Source organism: Nonomuraea sp. NPDC002799 (assembly GCF_053592075.1).
In genome coordinates this window covers 52170-64635 of the sequence record NZ_JBSFVA010000036.1, presented here as the reverse complement: position 1 = coordinate 64635, position 12466 = coordinate 52170, and the positions used below count along the sequence as shown (strand labels likewise).

At 70.4% G+C, this 12466-nt stretch carries 17 protein-coding genes; 3 read left to right on the top strand and 14 right to left on the bottom strand.

All coding sequences use genetic code 11. The annotated features are described in order from the left end of the window. Positions 1-14: 14 nt before the first annotated feature. The 6 genes from ACWD0F_RS41760 to ACWD0F_RS41735 all read right to left on the bottom strand — a co-directional run bounded on the left by ACWD0F_RS41760 (position 15) and on the right by ACWD0F_RS41735 (position 4518). Positions 15-788, bottom strand: coding sequence for a hypothetical protein (locus ACWD0F_RS41760; protein WP_449886995.1), 774 nt, complete (start codon positions 786-788; stop codon positions 15-17). Continuing rightward, positions 785-1441, bottom strand: a complete 657-nt coding sequence (locus tag ACWD0F_RS41755) for a response regulator transcription factor (protein ID WP_449886993.1) — start codon at positions 1439-1441, stop codon at positions 785-787. Before ACWD0F_RS41755 ends, ACWD0F_RS41760 begins: the two co-directional genes overlap by 4 nt. After that, positions 1432-2592, bottom strand: a complete 1161-nt coding sequence (locus tag ACWD0F_RS41750; protein ID WP_449886990.1) for a sensor histidine kinase — start codon at positions 2590-2592, stop codon at positions 1432-1434. The genes ACWD0F_RS41755 and ACWD0F_RS41750 overlap by 10 nt, the downstream gene beginning before the upstream one ends. 114 nt (positions 2593-2706) lie before the next feature. Then, positions 2707-3420: a dethiobiotin synthase gene (gene bioD, locus ACWD0F_RS41745; protein ID WP_449886987.1), complete on the bottom strand. Its 714-nt coding sequence runs from the start codon at positions 3418-3420 to the stop codon at positions 2707-2709. A 31-nt stretch (positions 3421-3451) separates the two neighbouring features. Further along, positions 3452-4171, bottom strand: coding sequence for a GntR family transcriptional regulator (locus ACWD0F_RS41740; protein WP_449886984.1), 720 nt, complete (start codon positions 4169-4171; stop codon positions 3452-3454). Next, positions 4168-4518 (bottom strand): hypothetical protein, encoded by a 351-nt coding sequence (locus ACWD0F_RS41735; protein WP_449886981.1) that lies wholly within the window; start codon positions 4516-4518, stop codon positions 4168-4170. Before ACWD0F_RS41735 ends, ACWD0F_RS41740 begins: the two co-directional genes overlap by 4 nt. Positions 4519-4692: 174 nt before the next feature. Here ACWD0F_RS41735 and ACWD0F_RS41730 point away from each other — a divergent pair, with 174 nt between their 5' ends. Beyond that, positions 4693-6162, top strand: a complete 1470-nt coding sequence (locus ACWD0F_RS41730) for a histidine kinase N-terminal domain-containing protein (RefSeq protein WP_449886978.1) — start codon at positions 4693-4695, stop codon at positions 6160-6162. Between the two features lie 12 nt (positions 6163-6174). Here ACWD0F_RS41730 and ACWD0F_RS41725 read toward each other — a convergent pair whose 3' ends face one another. Then, the gene (locus tag ACWD0F_RS41725; protein ID WP_449886975.1) at positions 6175-6429 is read right to left on the bottom strand and encodes a WhiB family transcriptional regulator; all 255 of its coding nucleotides are present in this window, start codon (positions 6427-6429) and stop codon (positions 6175-6177) included. Between the two features lie 272 nt (positions 6430-6701). Next, complete coding sequence (locus tag ACWD0F_RS41720; RefSeq protein ID WP_449886972.1) at positions 6702-7721, bottom strand: diacylglycerol/lipid kinase family protein; 1020 nt, start codon at positions 7719-7721, stop codon at positions 6702-6704. Positions 7722-7810: 89 nt separating this feature from the next. On the opposite strand from ACWD0F_RS41720, the gene ACWD0F_RS41715 reads away from it, so the two are divergent. After that, positions 7811-8194, top strand: a complete 384-nt coding sequence (locus ACWD0F_RS41715; RefSeq protein ID WP_449886969.1) for a hypothetical protein — start codon at positions 7811-7813, stop codon at positions 8192-8194. Positions 8195-8202: 8 nt separating this feature from the next. On the opposite strand, the gene ACWD0F_RS41710 is transcribed toward ACWD0F_RS41715, so the two are convergent. From ACWD0F_RS41710 to sodN, 3 genes are all read right to left on the bottom strand, one after another. Continuing rightward, complete coding sequence (locus ACWD0F_RS41710; protein WP_186404427.1) at positions 8203-8982, bottom strand: RNA polymerase sigma factor SigF; 780 nt, start codon at positions 8980-8982, stop codon at positions 8203-8205. A gap of 17 nt (positions 8983-8999) precedes the next feature. Continuing rightward, positions 9000-9425, bottom strand: a complete 426-nt coding sequence (locus tag ACWD0F_RS41705; protein WP_449886966.1) for an anti-sigma factor — start codon at positions 9423-9425, stop codon at positions 9000-9002. A 176-nt stretch (positions 9426-9601) separates the two neighbouring features. Next, positions 9602-10003, bottom strand: coding sequence for a superoxide dismutase, Ni (gene sodN / locus ACWD0F_RS41700; RefSeq protein ID WP_449886964.1), 402 nt, complete (start codon positions 10001-10003; stop codon positions 9602-9604). Positions 10004-10020: 17 nt separating this feature from the next. Between sodN and ACWD0F_RS41695 the strand changes: the two genes are divergently transcribed. Continuing rightward, positions 10021-10386, top strand: a complete 366-nt coding sequence (locus tag ACWD0F_RS41695; protein ID WP_449886962.1) for a S24 family peptidase — start codon at positions 10021-10023, stop codon at positions 10384-10386. Positions 10387-10411: 25 nt separating this feature from the next. On the opposite strand, the gene ACWD0F_RS41690 is transcribed toward ACWD0F_RS41695, so the two are convergent. From ACWD0F_RS41690 to ACWD0F_RS41680, 3 genes are read right to left on the bottom strand one after another with little or no spacing between them, the layout of a single operon-like run. Further along, the gene (locus ACWD0F_RS41690) at positions 10412-10840 is read right to left on the bottom strand and encodes a CGNR zinc finger domain-containing protein (RefSeq protein WP_449886959.1); all 429 of its coding nucleotides are present in this window, start codon (positions 10838-10840) and stop codon (positions 10412-10414) included. A gap of 57 nt (positions 10841-10897) precedes the next feature. Continuing rightward, on the bottom strand, positions 10898-11641 hold the full coding sequence (locus ACWD0F_RS41685; RefSeq protein ID WP_449886956.1) for an amino acid ABC transporter ATP-binding protein: 744 nt from the start codon (positions 11639-11641) through the stop codon (positions 10898-10900). After that, on the bottom strand, positions 11638-12465 hold the full coding sequence (locus ACWD0F_RS41680; protein ID WP_449886954.1) for an amino acid ABC transporter permease: 828 nt from the start codon (positions 12463-12465) through the stop codon (positions 11638-11640). Before ACWD0F_RS41680 ends, ACWD0F_RS41685 begins: the two co-directional genes overlap by 4 nt. Between the last annotated feature and the right edge of the window lies 1 nt (position 12466).

Here is a 12466-nt window from a genome sequence, read left to right as displayed (position 1 = left end):
CGACGGGCCGCCGGCTAACAACACACGGTCACGGAACCACCCGGGGCCTTCGCGGTCACCTTCCTGGGGGAGGCAGGGTCCTTGTCGACGTCGATGGTGGCGTTGGCGGCCTCCGTCGTCAGGTCGTAGGCATGGGGCGGCAGGATCACGGTGACGTCGCCCGTGGTCCGCACGACCGCCCTGACGCTCGTCGGCGGGCTGACGAACGTCACGTGCACGTTGCCGGAGCCGACCTCCACGTCGGCCGCGTCGCCCCCGAGCTCCTCGGTGAAGACGTCGCCCGAGCCGCTGCGCGCCCAGACGTCGCCGGTGATGTCGCGGGCCAGGATGTTGCCGGAGACGGAGGTCAGGCGCACGTCGCCGAAGACGTCGCTGACGGCCAGGTCGCCGCCGGTCGTGCCGGCCTCGACACTGGTCTCCGACGGCACGAGGAGCAGATAGTCGGCCTGGCAGAGGGGGCCGTCCGGCTGGTCGTAGCCGGGGCAGACCGCCTCCAGCCGCAGGGTGCCGGTGCCGGCGTCCCAATCCTCGGAGACGGTGGGCCGGTCCCGCGACCAGCTCAGCGTCCGCTGGAGGAGCAGCTCGCCCGCCTTGCCGCGGATGACGACCACGTTCACCTGGCCCTTGTCGGCCCGGACGGCGAGCCGGTCCCGCGTGAACGGGATGGACCTCTCGGAGACCTCCTCCGGCGTCCTGGCCCGGCCGATCCCCTGCCAGATCAGCGCCGTGGACAACACCAGCGCGAACACGGTGACCAGCGCGCCCGCGGTCAGCCAGGCCGCTCTCATGACAGGCTCCTGATCTTGAGGAACTGGAGCACGGCCAGCACACGCCGGTGGTCGCCCTCGGCGAGTGACAGGTCGAGCTTGGCGAAGATGTTGCCGATGTGCTTGCCCACCGCTCCTTCGCTGAGCACCAGGGCCTGGCCGATGCCGGCGTTGGAGCGGCCCTCGGCCATCAGGCCGAGCACCTCGTGCTCCCTGGGCGTCAGGCGTCCGAGGGGATCGCTGTTGCCGCGCAGCAGGAGCTGGGCGACCACCTCCGGGTCGAGGGCGGTGCCGCCGGCGGCCACTCTGCGCAGCGCGTCCACGAACTCGGTCACGTCCGCCACCCGGTCCTTGAGCAGGTAGCCGACACCGCCCGTCGCGGCGGAGGCGAGGAGCTGGGCGGCGTAGCGCTCCTCGACGTACTGCGAGAGCACCAGCACGGCCAGGCCGGGCTGCTGGCGGCGCAGCACGAGCGCGGCCCGCAGGCCCTCGTCGGTGTGCGTGGGCGGCATCCGGACGTCGGTGATGACCAGATCGGGCCGGTGCAGCTCGGCCGCCCGCAGGAGCCCCTCAGCCTCGTCCACAGCCGCCACGACCTCCAGGCCGGAGGCGCCGAGCAGCCGGATCAGGCCCTCGCGCAGCAGGACGGAGTCCTCGGCCAGCACTACTCGCACGGCAGGTCCACCTCGATCGTCGTCGGGCCGCCCAGGGGGCTGGAGAGTCTCAGCGTGCCGTCCACCGCGTCGACCCGCTGGGCCAGGCCGCGCAGCCCGGTCCCGCCGTCCGGCCGGGCGCCGCCGCAGCCGTCGTCGTACACGAGCACGTGCAGGCGGTCGTGCTCGCGCCGCACGCTCACCTCGGCCCTGGTGGCCGCGGCGTGCTTGGCGATGTTGGTCAGTGCTTCGGACACGATGAAGAAGGCCACCGCCTCGATGGTCGGAGTGGTGCGCCGCTCGATGTCGACGCGGAGCCGGACGGGGAAGGGGGCGCGGGCGGCGACGCCGGACAGCGCCGCGTCCAGGCCCTGGTCGTTCAGGACGGCCGGATGCAGCCCCCGGACGAAGTCACGCAGCTCCTTGAGCGCCTGCTTGGCCTCCTCGTGGGCGCGCACGATGGCCTCGCGGGCCGGCTCGGGCAGGTCGGTCAGGGTGGCCCTGGCCAGGCCCAGGTTCATGGCGAGCGAGACCAGCCGCTGCTGCGCGCCGTCGTGCAGGTCGCGCTCGATCCTGCGGCGCTCGGCGTCGGCCGCGTCGATCACGCCCGCCCGGCTCTCGGTCAGCGTCTCGATGCGCTGCCCCAGCTCGGAGCGGCTGGGCCCGAGCAGCGTACGCGCGATCGACAGGTCGAGCGCCGCCATGGCGCGGGCCAGCAGCGGCGCGAGCAGCAGCAGCACGAGCCCGGCCGCCATGAAGACGGACAACACCCGCTGGTCCCTGAGATCGAAGACGAACTCCAGCGGCGGCCGCTGCAACTGCGGCGGCAGGAACGCCAGCAGCCCCACCACCGCCCCGCCCCACGCCGCCGCCACCAGGAACGCCGCCACCGCACTCACGAACGGCGACAACACGTGGTAGCCGATCTGCCGCAAGGTGGCCGGGCTGCGCAGTCTGCCGGGGGATTCGGCGACCGGGATGCGCACGCCGGCGAACGCCTCGAACCTGGACCGCTGCACCCGGTTGAACCACGGCATGCCCGTCCGCAACAACGGCGGGACCGCGACGGACACGAGCGTCAGCCCGCCGAGCAGCGCGCCGACCGGCAGACCGATCATCACGTGCGCCGTGTCGAGCCAGGCCCGCGCCGACCACGGACGGGGGACTTTCATGGCCTAAAGGTATTAAGCCGGACCGTGGCTGCGGAATGGGCCTGGTGTGCTCATAGAGGGTAGAGCTAGCCCCACCCCCCCGGCGGCCTCCTGCGCGGCCGCAGAGCCTGGTGATCAGAGCGTCCGCTGCCGGAACACCGCCGGGTCGAACGAGCCGCCCAGCGTGGCGCCCAGCCCGCTGCGCGCCACCTCGGCGAAGGCCGGCCCGGCGTGGCGCCCCGCCCCGTCGGGCAGCGCCCCGGCGAGCGGCCGGGCGGCCAGCATCTCCAGGTCGCCCACGTCGCTCCGCTCGGCCGCCCCGGGCTCCGCCGGCCACCGCCCGATGACGAGCCCGGCCAGGTCCAGGCCGCGATGGGCGAGGGCCTCCAGCGTGAGCGCGCTCGCGTTGACCGCGTCGCCGCCGGCTCCGGTCACGACGAGCACCTGCGCGCCCAGCGACCGGCCCAGATCGGCGATGGTGGCCCCCTCCTCGTCGAAGCGTGTCAGCAGCCCGCCGGTCCCCTCGACCAGCACCAGCCGATGGCTCGTGGCCAGCTCCCGCACCAGGACCGCGACGGAGGCCAGCGACACGGGCGGCGCCCCGGCGGCGCGGGCGGCGGCGGCGGGGGACAACGCGGCGGCGAAGCGGCCGGACTCGAAGGTGGTGGGCACCCCCGCCAGCCGGATCACCTGATCGACGTCACCCGGCTCGCCGGCCGCCAGCCCGGTCTGGGCGGGCTTGACGACGGCGACGGTGGACCCGCGCTCCCTGGCCAGCACCGCCAGGGCCGCGGTCACGACGGTCTTGCCCACCCCGGAGCCGGTGCCGGTGACGATGAGGACGCTCATGCACGTCAGCCTAGAAGCCGGCCGGGGGCGGTTATGGGCGGCGCAACCGGGTGACGAACTTGTACCGGTCACCGCGGTAGAGCGACTGCGCCCACTCGACGGGGTTGCCGTCGGCGTCGAAGGCGTGCCGGGTGAGCAGGAGCATCGGGAGACCGACGTCGACGCCCAGGGCCTTGGCGTCGTAGGGGGTGGCCAGGACGGTCTCGATGATCTCCTCGGCGTCCGTGAGCCGCACGTTGTAGGCGTTGTGCAGCGTCTCGTACAGGGACGCGTGCACCTCCAGCTCCCGCCGCAACCTGGGGAAGCGGCGCGCCGACAGGTGCGTGGTGTCGATCGAGACCGGCTCGCCGTTGGCCAGCCTGAGCCGGTGGATGCGCAGCACGCGCCCGCCGGGGTTGATGGCCAGGCGGCGGGCCAGCGCCTCGTCGGCGGTGACGTAACCGATCTCCAGTATCTTGGTGTCCGGCTCCAGCCCCGCCGTGCGCAGGTCGCCGATGTACGAGGTGAGCTGCAGCACCTGCGCCACCTTGGGCTGGGCCACGAAGGTGCCCTTGCCCTGGATGCGCAGCAGCCGGCCCTCCACCACCAGCTCCGTCAGCGCCTGCCTGACCGTGGTGCGCGAGGTCTCGAACCGGACGGCCAGCGTGCGCTCGGGCGGCAGCGCCGTACCGGCCGGCAGGCTCTTGGTGAGCTCGAGCAGGCTCCGTTTGACGTCGTAGTACTTCGGGACACGGGGGCCGTCGTCCGTCACGCTCTCACCTTCACTTCTGCCACGGCGGTGAGGGCGTGTCTGATCACCGCGAGATCATCGGAACTCACATCGGCCCGAGTGGTCAACCACGAACCGGAACGGCCGAGCGGCGTCGGGCGCGTCCGGCTTCTGGCCCGCGCGGATCCGGGCAGCTCAAGGTGGCGCGGCTCCGGTTGATGCAGCTCAGGTTGATTGTGAAGGATATCCACAGCAGAGCGCACGATCGTAACCGAGACCGGTTCGCCGGCCGTGTCGCGAAGCAGCCAGCCACCCGTGTGGATCACCTCCGGCTCGTCCCGCACGGCCTCGTTCCGGTCCGGCGGGTTCGGCAGTGTGATGGTTCTCACAATATGAGATAACGCGATACGACCAGTTGGGGGGAGGATGCCGTATCTGTCTTCACTGTGCGAACGAGCGGGCGTGCGGCCCGCCCGTGCGCGGAGTCCGGCCCGCTGATCTCGTGCGCATGTGGTCAGGGGGTCGGTTTGGTTGTTGCGGGGAAAACCACGCATGATGCACTCGTGCCGACTCTCAGCGACCTCGTAGCCCGCCACACAGCACTCGACGAGGCGGACCTCGACTGGTTGCACTCGCTGGTCTCCGACTGGCAGCTGCTGGCCGACCTGTCCTTCGCCGACCTGATCCTGTGGGCGCCGCTGCTGGGAGAGAACGGCTGGATCGCCATCGCTCAGATGCGTCCCACGACGGGCCCCACCGTCTACCACGACGACATCGTCGGCTCGGTGGCCGCCAAAGGCGAGCGGCAGCTCATCGACACCGCGTGGAACGAGCGGCGCATCTGCCGCGAGGGCGATCCCGACTGGTCCACGGGGGTTCCGGTGCGGGAGGAGACGATCCCGGTCCGGCGGGCCGTCGAGAGCGGCGAAGGACGCTTTCTCGGCGTGATCCAGCGCTCCACCAACCTCTCCTCGGCGCGGACTCCCTCCCGCCTGGAGCTGACCTACCTGCAGAGCGCGTCCGACCTGGCGCAGATGGTGGCCGAGGGGCGTTTCCCGTTCTCGGGGGAGGAGCCGATCCTGGTCCGCTCGCCGCGCGTCGGCGACGGGCTGCTCAGGCTCGACCGGGCCGGGCGGGTGACGTACGCCTCGCCGAACGCCTTGTCCGCCTACCGGCGGCTGGGCCTGCACGCCGACCTGGTCGGCGCGGAGCTGGGCCGGGTCACCGCCACGTTGTGCTATTCCGGCGAGCCGATCAACGAAGACCTCATGATCGTGGCCAGCGGGCGCGCGGCGAAGGAGACCGAGGTCGAGTCCGGCGGCACGATCGTGCAGCTCAGAGCGATCCCGCTGATCGTCGGCGGCGGTCGCATCGGCGCGCTGGTGCTCATCAGGGACGTGACCGAGCTGCGGCGGCGCGAGCGTGAGCTGATGACCAAGGACGCCACCATCCGCGAGATCCACCACCGGGTGAAGAACAACCTGCAGACCGTCGCCGCCCTGCTCAGGTTGCAGGCACGGCGGCTTCAGGTGCCCGAGGGCAGGGAGGCTCTGGAGGAGGCGGTACGCCGCGTCGGATCGATCGCGATCGTGCACGAGACGTTGTCCCACGCGCCGGAGGAGTTCGTCGACTTCGACGAGATCGCCAACCGGGTGATCGCGATGGCCGGCGAGGTGTCCTCGCCGGAGGTGGCCGTGACGCCCCGGAAGGTCGGAGGGTTCGGCGTGCTGCCCTCGCTCATCGCCACGCCACTGGCCATGGCGCTGACCGAGCTGCTGCAGAACGCGCTGCAACATGGCCGGCCCAAGCGGCTGGAGGTGGTCGTCGAGCCAGAGCTCGACCGGCTGAACGTCACCGTCTGGGACGACGGCCTGGGCCTGCCCGAGGGCTTCGACCTCGAAAGCTCCACCAGCCTCGGGCTGCAGATCGTCCGTACGCTGGTGGTCGGGGAGCTGTCCGGCAAGCTCACCATCGAGCCGCGCCCGGAGGGCGGCACCGAGGTGGCGCTGTCGATCCCGCTGCCCGCGGCTTGAGAGGGGGACGCGTCAGGCGGTGGCGCGGGCACGGGCGCGGGCGCTGCGACGCTTGAGCGCGCGACGCTCGTCCTCGCTCAGACCGCCCCAGACACCGGCGTCCTGACCGGACTCCAGCGCCCACTTCAAACAGGCGTCGACGGCCGTGCAGGAACGACAGACCTGCTTGGCCTCCTCGATCTGTGACAGGGCGGGGCCGGTGTTGCCGATCGGGAAGAACAGCTCAGGATCCACGTCACGGCAGGCAGCTACGTGGCGCCAGTCCATGCGTCCACTCCTTAGTAGATGGAGCCTTTGGTCATGCTCCAGTGCGGTACTACTTTGTGAAGAGTTTCACTAGCTCGCGCGAACGAGTACCCGGATCGTGCGAAACCGGGGCCTGTCCGCTGATCGCCGGAGGGCCTTGGGGTGGTTAAAGGTCCTACGTTCCGACGTCATGGTGAGCCTTTCAGGCACGCTGAGTGCACGCAAGAGGGTTGACGCGAAGTTTTGGTGGTTATGGATGTCGGATGCGTCACACAATGACCGAATGTAACCAGCTAGACCAGAACTTGTAACGCGTTCGGGGTAGACCGGAATGTTACGGTTTCGCGTTCGCCCAGGTAGTCACCGTCCAGCTGGAAGGCCACCGGGCGGTCCGCGGTGATCGTGAACTCCAGTTCGTCATGGAGCTGGACGAGGTGCCGGCCGGACGGAAGGGCGTCACTCTCCGTGAGGATGTGCTGGATCACGGAGGCGAGGGAGAAGGGCCCCATGCGGCGCAGGCCGAGCACGTCGAGGCCGGTCTCGAAGCTGGCCCACGGGGTCGGCCGCACCGGGTGGCTGCCCACGTACGTCCACGGCGAGGTGTTGGAGATGATCGCCATGAAGATGCCCCTGGCGGCGGGGATCCCCGGGCCGGTCAGCGTCATCGCCGGACGCCGCTTGTCCGTGGCCAGATAGTGCCGCAGGGCCGTGTTCACATACCGTGTGGGGGTAGCTTTGCGGCCGGTGCCTCTCAGGCCCTCTACGGCCCGTACAACCTCGGCGTCGTATCCCATCCCCGAGCAGAACGTGAAATAGCGGCTTTGGCCGTCCCACAGGGCCTGCCCCAGACCGACGGTCCTGCGGCGGCCCTCCCGCAGCGCCTCCAGCACCGCGCCGGTGGACTCCACCGGATCGTTCGGCAAGCCCAGGGCGCGGGCGAAGACGTTGGCGCTGCCGCCGGGGATCACGATGAGCGCGGGCCGGCCGGCGCTCGGATCGTCGCCGGGCGGGACCTCATGGCCGGGCCGGATCTCCTGGCCGGGCGGGACCTCGTCGCCGGGCGGGATCTCGTGGCCGTTGACCGGGTTCAGCAGGCCGTTGACGGTCTCGTTGATCGTTCCGTCGCCGCCGAGCACCGCCACCACGTCGTACCCCTTGGCGCGGGCGGTCGCCGCCAGTGAGGCGGCGTGCCCCCGGTAGCGGGTCTCCTCCACCGTCAGCTCCACGGCCGCGCCGAGTGCGCCGATCAGCACGTCACGTGTACGGGCGTTCGTGGTGGTCGCCTTGGGGTTCACCAGCAACATCGCGCGCATGACGCCAGCGTAACTCGTGTTCGCCGCCCGGCTTGGCGTTGATCGTCCTGTTTTCCCACGTCGCACGTCGTGAGAGGTAGGGTACGGGCGTGAATCGACGCCCGCTTACCCTCCTCGCCGCCGCCGCAGTCGTCGCCCTGGAGGGTCTGATCGCCCTCGGGCTCGGCGTGTTCGTGGCGGTGGCGACGCTGACGGGAACGCCGGACGACATGACGACCGCCGTGGCCGAGGCGGCCTTCGGCGTGCTGATCGGCGCCGGCCTGCTCTGGGTGGCCTGGGGCGGGCTGTTCAAGCTGGAGCGGTGGGGGAGGTCGCCGGGCGTGCTGACCCAGATCTTCATGGTGCCCATCGCGGTCACGCTGATCCAGTCGGACCAGCCCCAGCTCGGGATCCCGCTGATCGTGGTCGCTCTCGCCGGGTTCGTGACGCTGCTGGCGCCTCCCACCACCCACGCCCTCTACGGAGACGGCTGACGCCGCGGTTAGTCGTCGGCGGTCAGGCCCTCGCGCAACTGCGCGAGAGTGCGGGCGAGCAGGCGCGAGACGTGCATCTGCGAGATGCCCAGCTCGGTCGCGATCTGCGACTGCGTCATGTTGCCGAAGAAGCGCAGCAGCAGGATGCGCTTCTCGCGCGGCGGGAGCCGCTCCAGCAGTGGCTTGAGCGACTCGCGGTATTCGACCCCTTCGAGCGACTCGTCCACGATGCCGAGCGAGTCGGACACCGCGGGGGCGTCGTCGTCGCCGGAGTCGGGCGCGTCGAGCGACACGGTGGAGTAGGCGTTGGCCGACTCCAGGCCCTCGAGCACCTCCTCCTCGGTCATCTTGAGGTAGGTGGCGAGCTCGGCCACGGTCGGCGCCCGGCCCTCGCGCTGCGACAGGTCGCTGATCGCCTTGGTCAGCGAGAGCTTCAGCTCCTGCAGGCGGCGCGGCACGCGCACCGCCCAGCCCTTGTCGCGGAAGTGACGCTTGATCTCGCCGACGATGGTGGGCGTGGCGTAGGTGGAGAACTCCACGCCGCGGTTGAGGTCGAAGCGGTCGATCGACTTGATCAGACCGATGGTGGCGACCTGCGTGAGGTCGTCGAGCCACTCGCCCCTGTTGCGGAAGCGGCGGGCCAGGTATTCGACCAGGGGAAGGTGAAGCTCGACCAGCTCATCCCTGATGCGCTGGCGGCGTGGCTCCTCTGGGCCCAGCTCGGCCAGCTCCGCGAAGAGCATGCGAGCGCGCACCCTGTCGGGCACCGCGTGTTCGCTGGTGGCCATGGCTCCAGTCCTTTCCGTCACGCCGGCCTCGCTGCGCCTCGGCGCTTACGCAGGACGATCGCCATGCGATCGGAGGAGTCGGTCACCGCGTCGACGTCGTCGGCCAACGCGGTGAGCACCATCCAGGCGAAGTCGTCACGCTTGGGGGCCGAGCTGCCGACGGTCGCGACCTCGACTCTGACCTGCATCTCCTGCCCGGTCAGCTCGAACTCGGCGGTCAGGTCGGTGCCCGGCACCGCCTCGCTCAGCAGCATGGCGCACGCCTCGTCGACCGCGATCCGCAGATCCTCGATCTCGTCCAGCGTGAAGTCCAGCCGCGCCGCCAGTCCGGCGGTGGCCGTACGCAGCACGGACAGGTAGGCACTCGCGGCGGGGAGCCTGATGCTCACCACGTCACGGATGCCCGCCACGCCGTCCGCGCGCGTCTCGGTTTCCTCGGTCACGTTCCTCCTTGCGTACGTACGGGACCGTTACGTGCGGCGGGCCGCCCGACACGGCCCACCGTATCCGACGCCAACTGCAACTTACCGCCCCTGAGCGGTGGTTGGACGATACAGACGCGCCACTAACGGAAAAGGCTCTGCACGGTCTGAGACCGCACAGAGCCTTAAGTGCCGTTTTAGGCGGCCTTGGTCTCCCAGAAGATCTTGGAGATTTCGTCGATCTTGGCCAGCAGCTGGTCGGCCTTGCCGCCGTCGACGGTGCCCTTGGCGGCCGCGGCGCCCGCGAGCTTCGTGGCCTCCCAGAAGAGCTGGTGGAGCTGCGGGTACTGCTCCAGGTGCGGCGGCTTGAAGTAGTCGGTCCAGAGCACCCACAGGTGGTGCTTGACCAACTCGGCGCGCTGCTCCTTGATGATCAGCGCACGGGTGCGGAACACCGGGTCGTCGCTGGTCTCGTACTTTTCCATGATCGCCTTGACGGACTCCGCCTCGATGCGGGCCTGAGCGGGGTCGTAGACCCCGCAGGGCAGGTCACAGTGTGCGGAAGCGACATGCTTGGGTCGTAGCAGTCGTGCGAGCATCAGAAGGTCCTTCCTTGATGCTGAATCAGCTTGGTCCACAACCGACCTTACTCGGGTCCGAACGCCTGCGGAGTAGGGGGTCACAGCCCATGAGAGTGCGTGTCGAGGGCGATTCGATGCGTCCCGCGCTGGTGCCGGGGGACTGGCTCCTCGTGCGCCGGGGGGCCAGCGTGCACCCGGGCGACCTCGTCGTGGCCAGGCTTCCCGAGGATCCGGGCCGGCTCATCGTGAAACGGGCGCAGTGGCACGGGGCGGACGGCTGGTGGCTGGAGAGCGACAACCAGCGGGCCAGCGGGCGGCGCGACAGCTGGGACTTCGGCCCGGTCACCGACATCGTCGGCCGGGTCGTGCTGCGTTACTGGCCGCTGCTGCGCCGGCGTTGAGCGCCGGGCCTCGCTGTCAGGGCCGTCAGGGGCCGGTTCTGCGGCGGGCGCGGTAGGCGGCCACGTTGGCGCGGGTGGCGCAGCGGGGGGAGCAGTAGCGGCGGGAGCGGTTGGAGGAGGTGTCGAGGAAGGCCCGCGCGCAGTGGGCCTCCTGGCAGCGCCCGAGCCGGTCCGCGCCCAGCTCGGCGACGACCGCGGCCAGGCCCATCACGGCGCCGGCGGCGCCGGTGTCGTCGGCCAGGTGAAGATGCCAGTGCTGGCCGTCGTGATCGGAGAGCTGGGGGCGTACGGGATGGCGCACGAGCAGGGCGTTGAGCCGCCGCACCGCGGCCTCCTCGTCACCGGCCGCGTCGAACACGGCGGCCAGCTCCGCGCGCAGCGGGCTGAGCTCGGGCGGCGGGTCCGGATCGTTGACCAGCCGGACCGCCCACTCTGCGTAAGAGGTCAGGTCCATGAGTGAGTATTACATCAAAGACGGCCCGGCGGGACGTCCCGCCGGGCCGCTCCGCGGTCACTCCCCGGGGTGCAGCACCCGGCGCAGGAACGCCTGGGTGCGCTCGTGCTGAGGATCGCCGATCACCTGCGCCGGCACGCCGTCCTCGACGACCACGCCGCCGTCCATGAACACCACGCGGTCGGCCACCTCCCGCGCGAAGCCCATCTCGTGGGTGACCACCAGCATGGTCATCCCCTCCTCGGCCAGCTTGCGCATGACGGTCAGCACGTCGCCGACCAGCTCGGGGTCCAGCGCCGAGGTGGGCTCGTCGAACAGCATGAGGTCCGGGTTCATCGCCAGGGCCCTGGCGATCGCGACGCGCTGCTGCTGCCCGCCGGAGAGCTGCCCCGGCAGGGCGTCGCACTTGTCGCCGACGCCCACCTTGGCCAGGTTCTCCCTGGCCACGATCTCGGCTTCCTTCCTGCTCCGCTTCAGCACCCGCTGCTGGGCGATCATCACGTTCTGCAGCGCGGTCATGTGCGGGAACAGGTTGAACTGCTGGAAGACCATGCCGATGCGGCGCCGGACGGCGTCGATGTCCACGTCGGGGTCGGTGACCTCCGACCCCTGCACGAACACCTTGCCCTTGGTGGGCTCCTCCAGCAGGTTCACGCAGCGCAGCAACGTGGACTTGCCGGAGCCCGACGGGCCGATGACGCAGACCACCTGGCCCGGGTCGACCGTCATGTCGATGCCCTTGAGCACCTCGTTCTTGCCGAAGTGCTTGTGCAGGTCTCTGAGCTCGATGGCGTGCGTCATCGGTTCCTCCCCTTGCGTCCTTCCAGCCGGGACGCGAGGTATCCCAGCGGGATCGTGACGATCAGGTACGTCACGCCGGCGACCATGATGGGCGTGGCGTTGGCGTACTGGGAGGCCAGGTCGTTGCCGAACTTGGCCAGCTCGACGTACTCGCCTGAGACACCGAGGAACAACACCAGCGAGGAGTCCTTGAGCAGGGACACGAACTGGTTGGTGGTCGGCGGGATGACCATGCGGATGGCCTGCGGGATCACCACGGTGACCTGGGCGCGGGTGGCGGACATGCCCAGTGACCTGGCCGCCTCCGTCTGCCCCTTGGGCACCGCCTGCAGGCCGGCCCGGAACACCTCCGCCTGATAGGCCGCGCCGACCAGGCCGAGCCCGAGGATGCCCTGGCCGTAGGTGCCGAAGGGCACCTCGAACCCGGGCAGCGCCAGCGGCAGGAAGGTGATCATCAGGAAGATGAGCAGCGCCGGCAGGCCGCGGAAGACCTCGATGTAGATGGTCGCGATCCACCGGTACGGCCGCACCTGGGACAGCCGCATGAGGGCCAGCACCAGGCCCAGCACGAACGCGCAGACGAATCCGCCGACCGTGTAGACGATCGTGTTCCGCAGGGCGATGGTGAACAGGTCGGGCAGCGCGTGGGCCGCCACGTCCGGCTTGGCGAAGTTCTGGGCGAGGCTCGCCCAGTCCGCGTACAGGGCGACGGTGACGAGCAGGGCCGCCAGGACGACGTACTGGACGCTCCGGGTGATCCGCTGCTTCTTCCGGGGGCTGAGCCTGGCGCGTGCAGGCTCAGCCGTCTTCGGCTGGTCGGCCATG

What these genes read in the sequence shown, in the direction of transcription:
- ACWD0F_RS41710 (WP_186404427.1), bottom strand. Translation starts at nt 8,982, where the DNA reads ATGGCCACCAGCGAACACGCGGTGCCCGACAGGGTGCGCGCTCGCATG.
- ACWD0F_RS41725 (WP_449886975.1), bottom strand. Translation starts at nt 6,429, where the DNA reads ATGGACTGGCGCCACGTAGCTGCCTGCCGTGACGTGGATCCTGAGCTG.
- bioD (WP_449886987.1), bottom strand. Translation starts at nt 3,420, where the DNA reads ATGAGCGTCCTCATCGTCACCGGCACCGGCTCCGGGGTGGGCAAGACC.
- ACWD0F_RS41695 (WP_449886962.1), top strand. Translation starts at nt 10,021, where the DNA reads ATGCTGAATCAGCTTGGTCCACAACCGACCTTACTCGGGTCCGAACGC.
- sodN (WP_449886964.1), bottom strand. Translation starts at nt 10,003, where the DNA reads ATGCTCGCACGACTGCTACGACCCAAGCATGTCGCTTCCGCACACTGT.
- ACWD0F_RS41685 (WP_449886956.1), bottom strand. Translation starts at nt 11,641, where the DNA reads ATGACGCACGCCATCGAGCTCAGAGACCTGCACAAGCACTTCGGCAAG.
- ACWD0F_RS41760 (WP_449886995.1), bottom strand. Translation starts at nt 788, where the DNA reads ATGAGAGCGGCCTGGCTGACCGCGGGCGCGCTGGTCACCGTGTTCGCG.
- ACWD0F_RS41690 (WP_449886959.1), bottom strand. Translation starts at nt 10,840, where the DNA reads ATGGACCTGACCTCTTACGCAGAGTGGGCGGTCCGGCTGGTCAACGAT.
- ACWD0F_RS41720 (WP_449886972.1), bottom strand. Translation starts at nt 7,721, where the DNA reads ATGCGCGCGATGTTGCTGGTGAACCCCAAGGCGACCACCACGAACGCC.
- ACWD0F_RS41680 (WP_449886954.1), bottom strand. Translation starts at nt 12,465, where the DNA reads ATGGCCGACCAGCCGAAGACGGCTGAGCCTGCACGCGCCAGGCTCAGC.
- ACWD0F_RS41750 (WP_449886990.1), bottom strand. Translation starts at nt 2,592, where the DNA reads ATGAAAGTCCCCCGTCCGTGGTCGGCGCGGGCCTGGCTCGACACGGCG.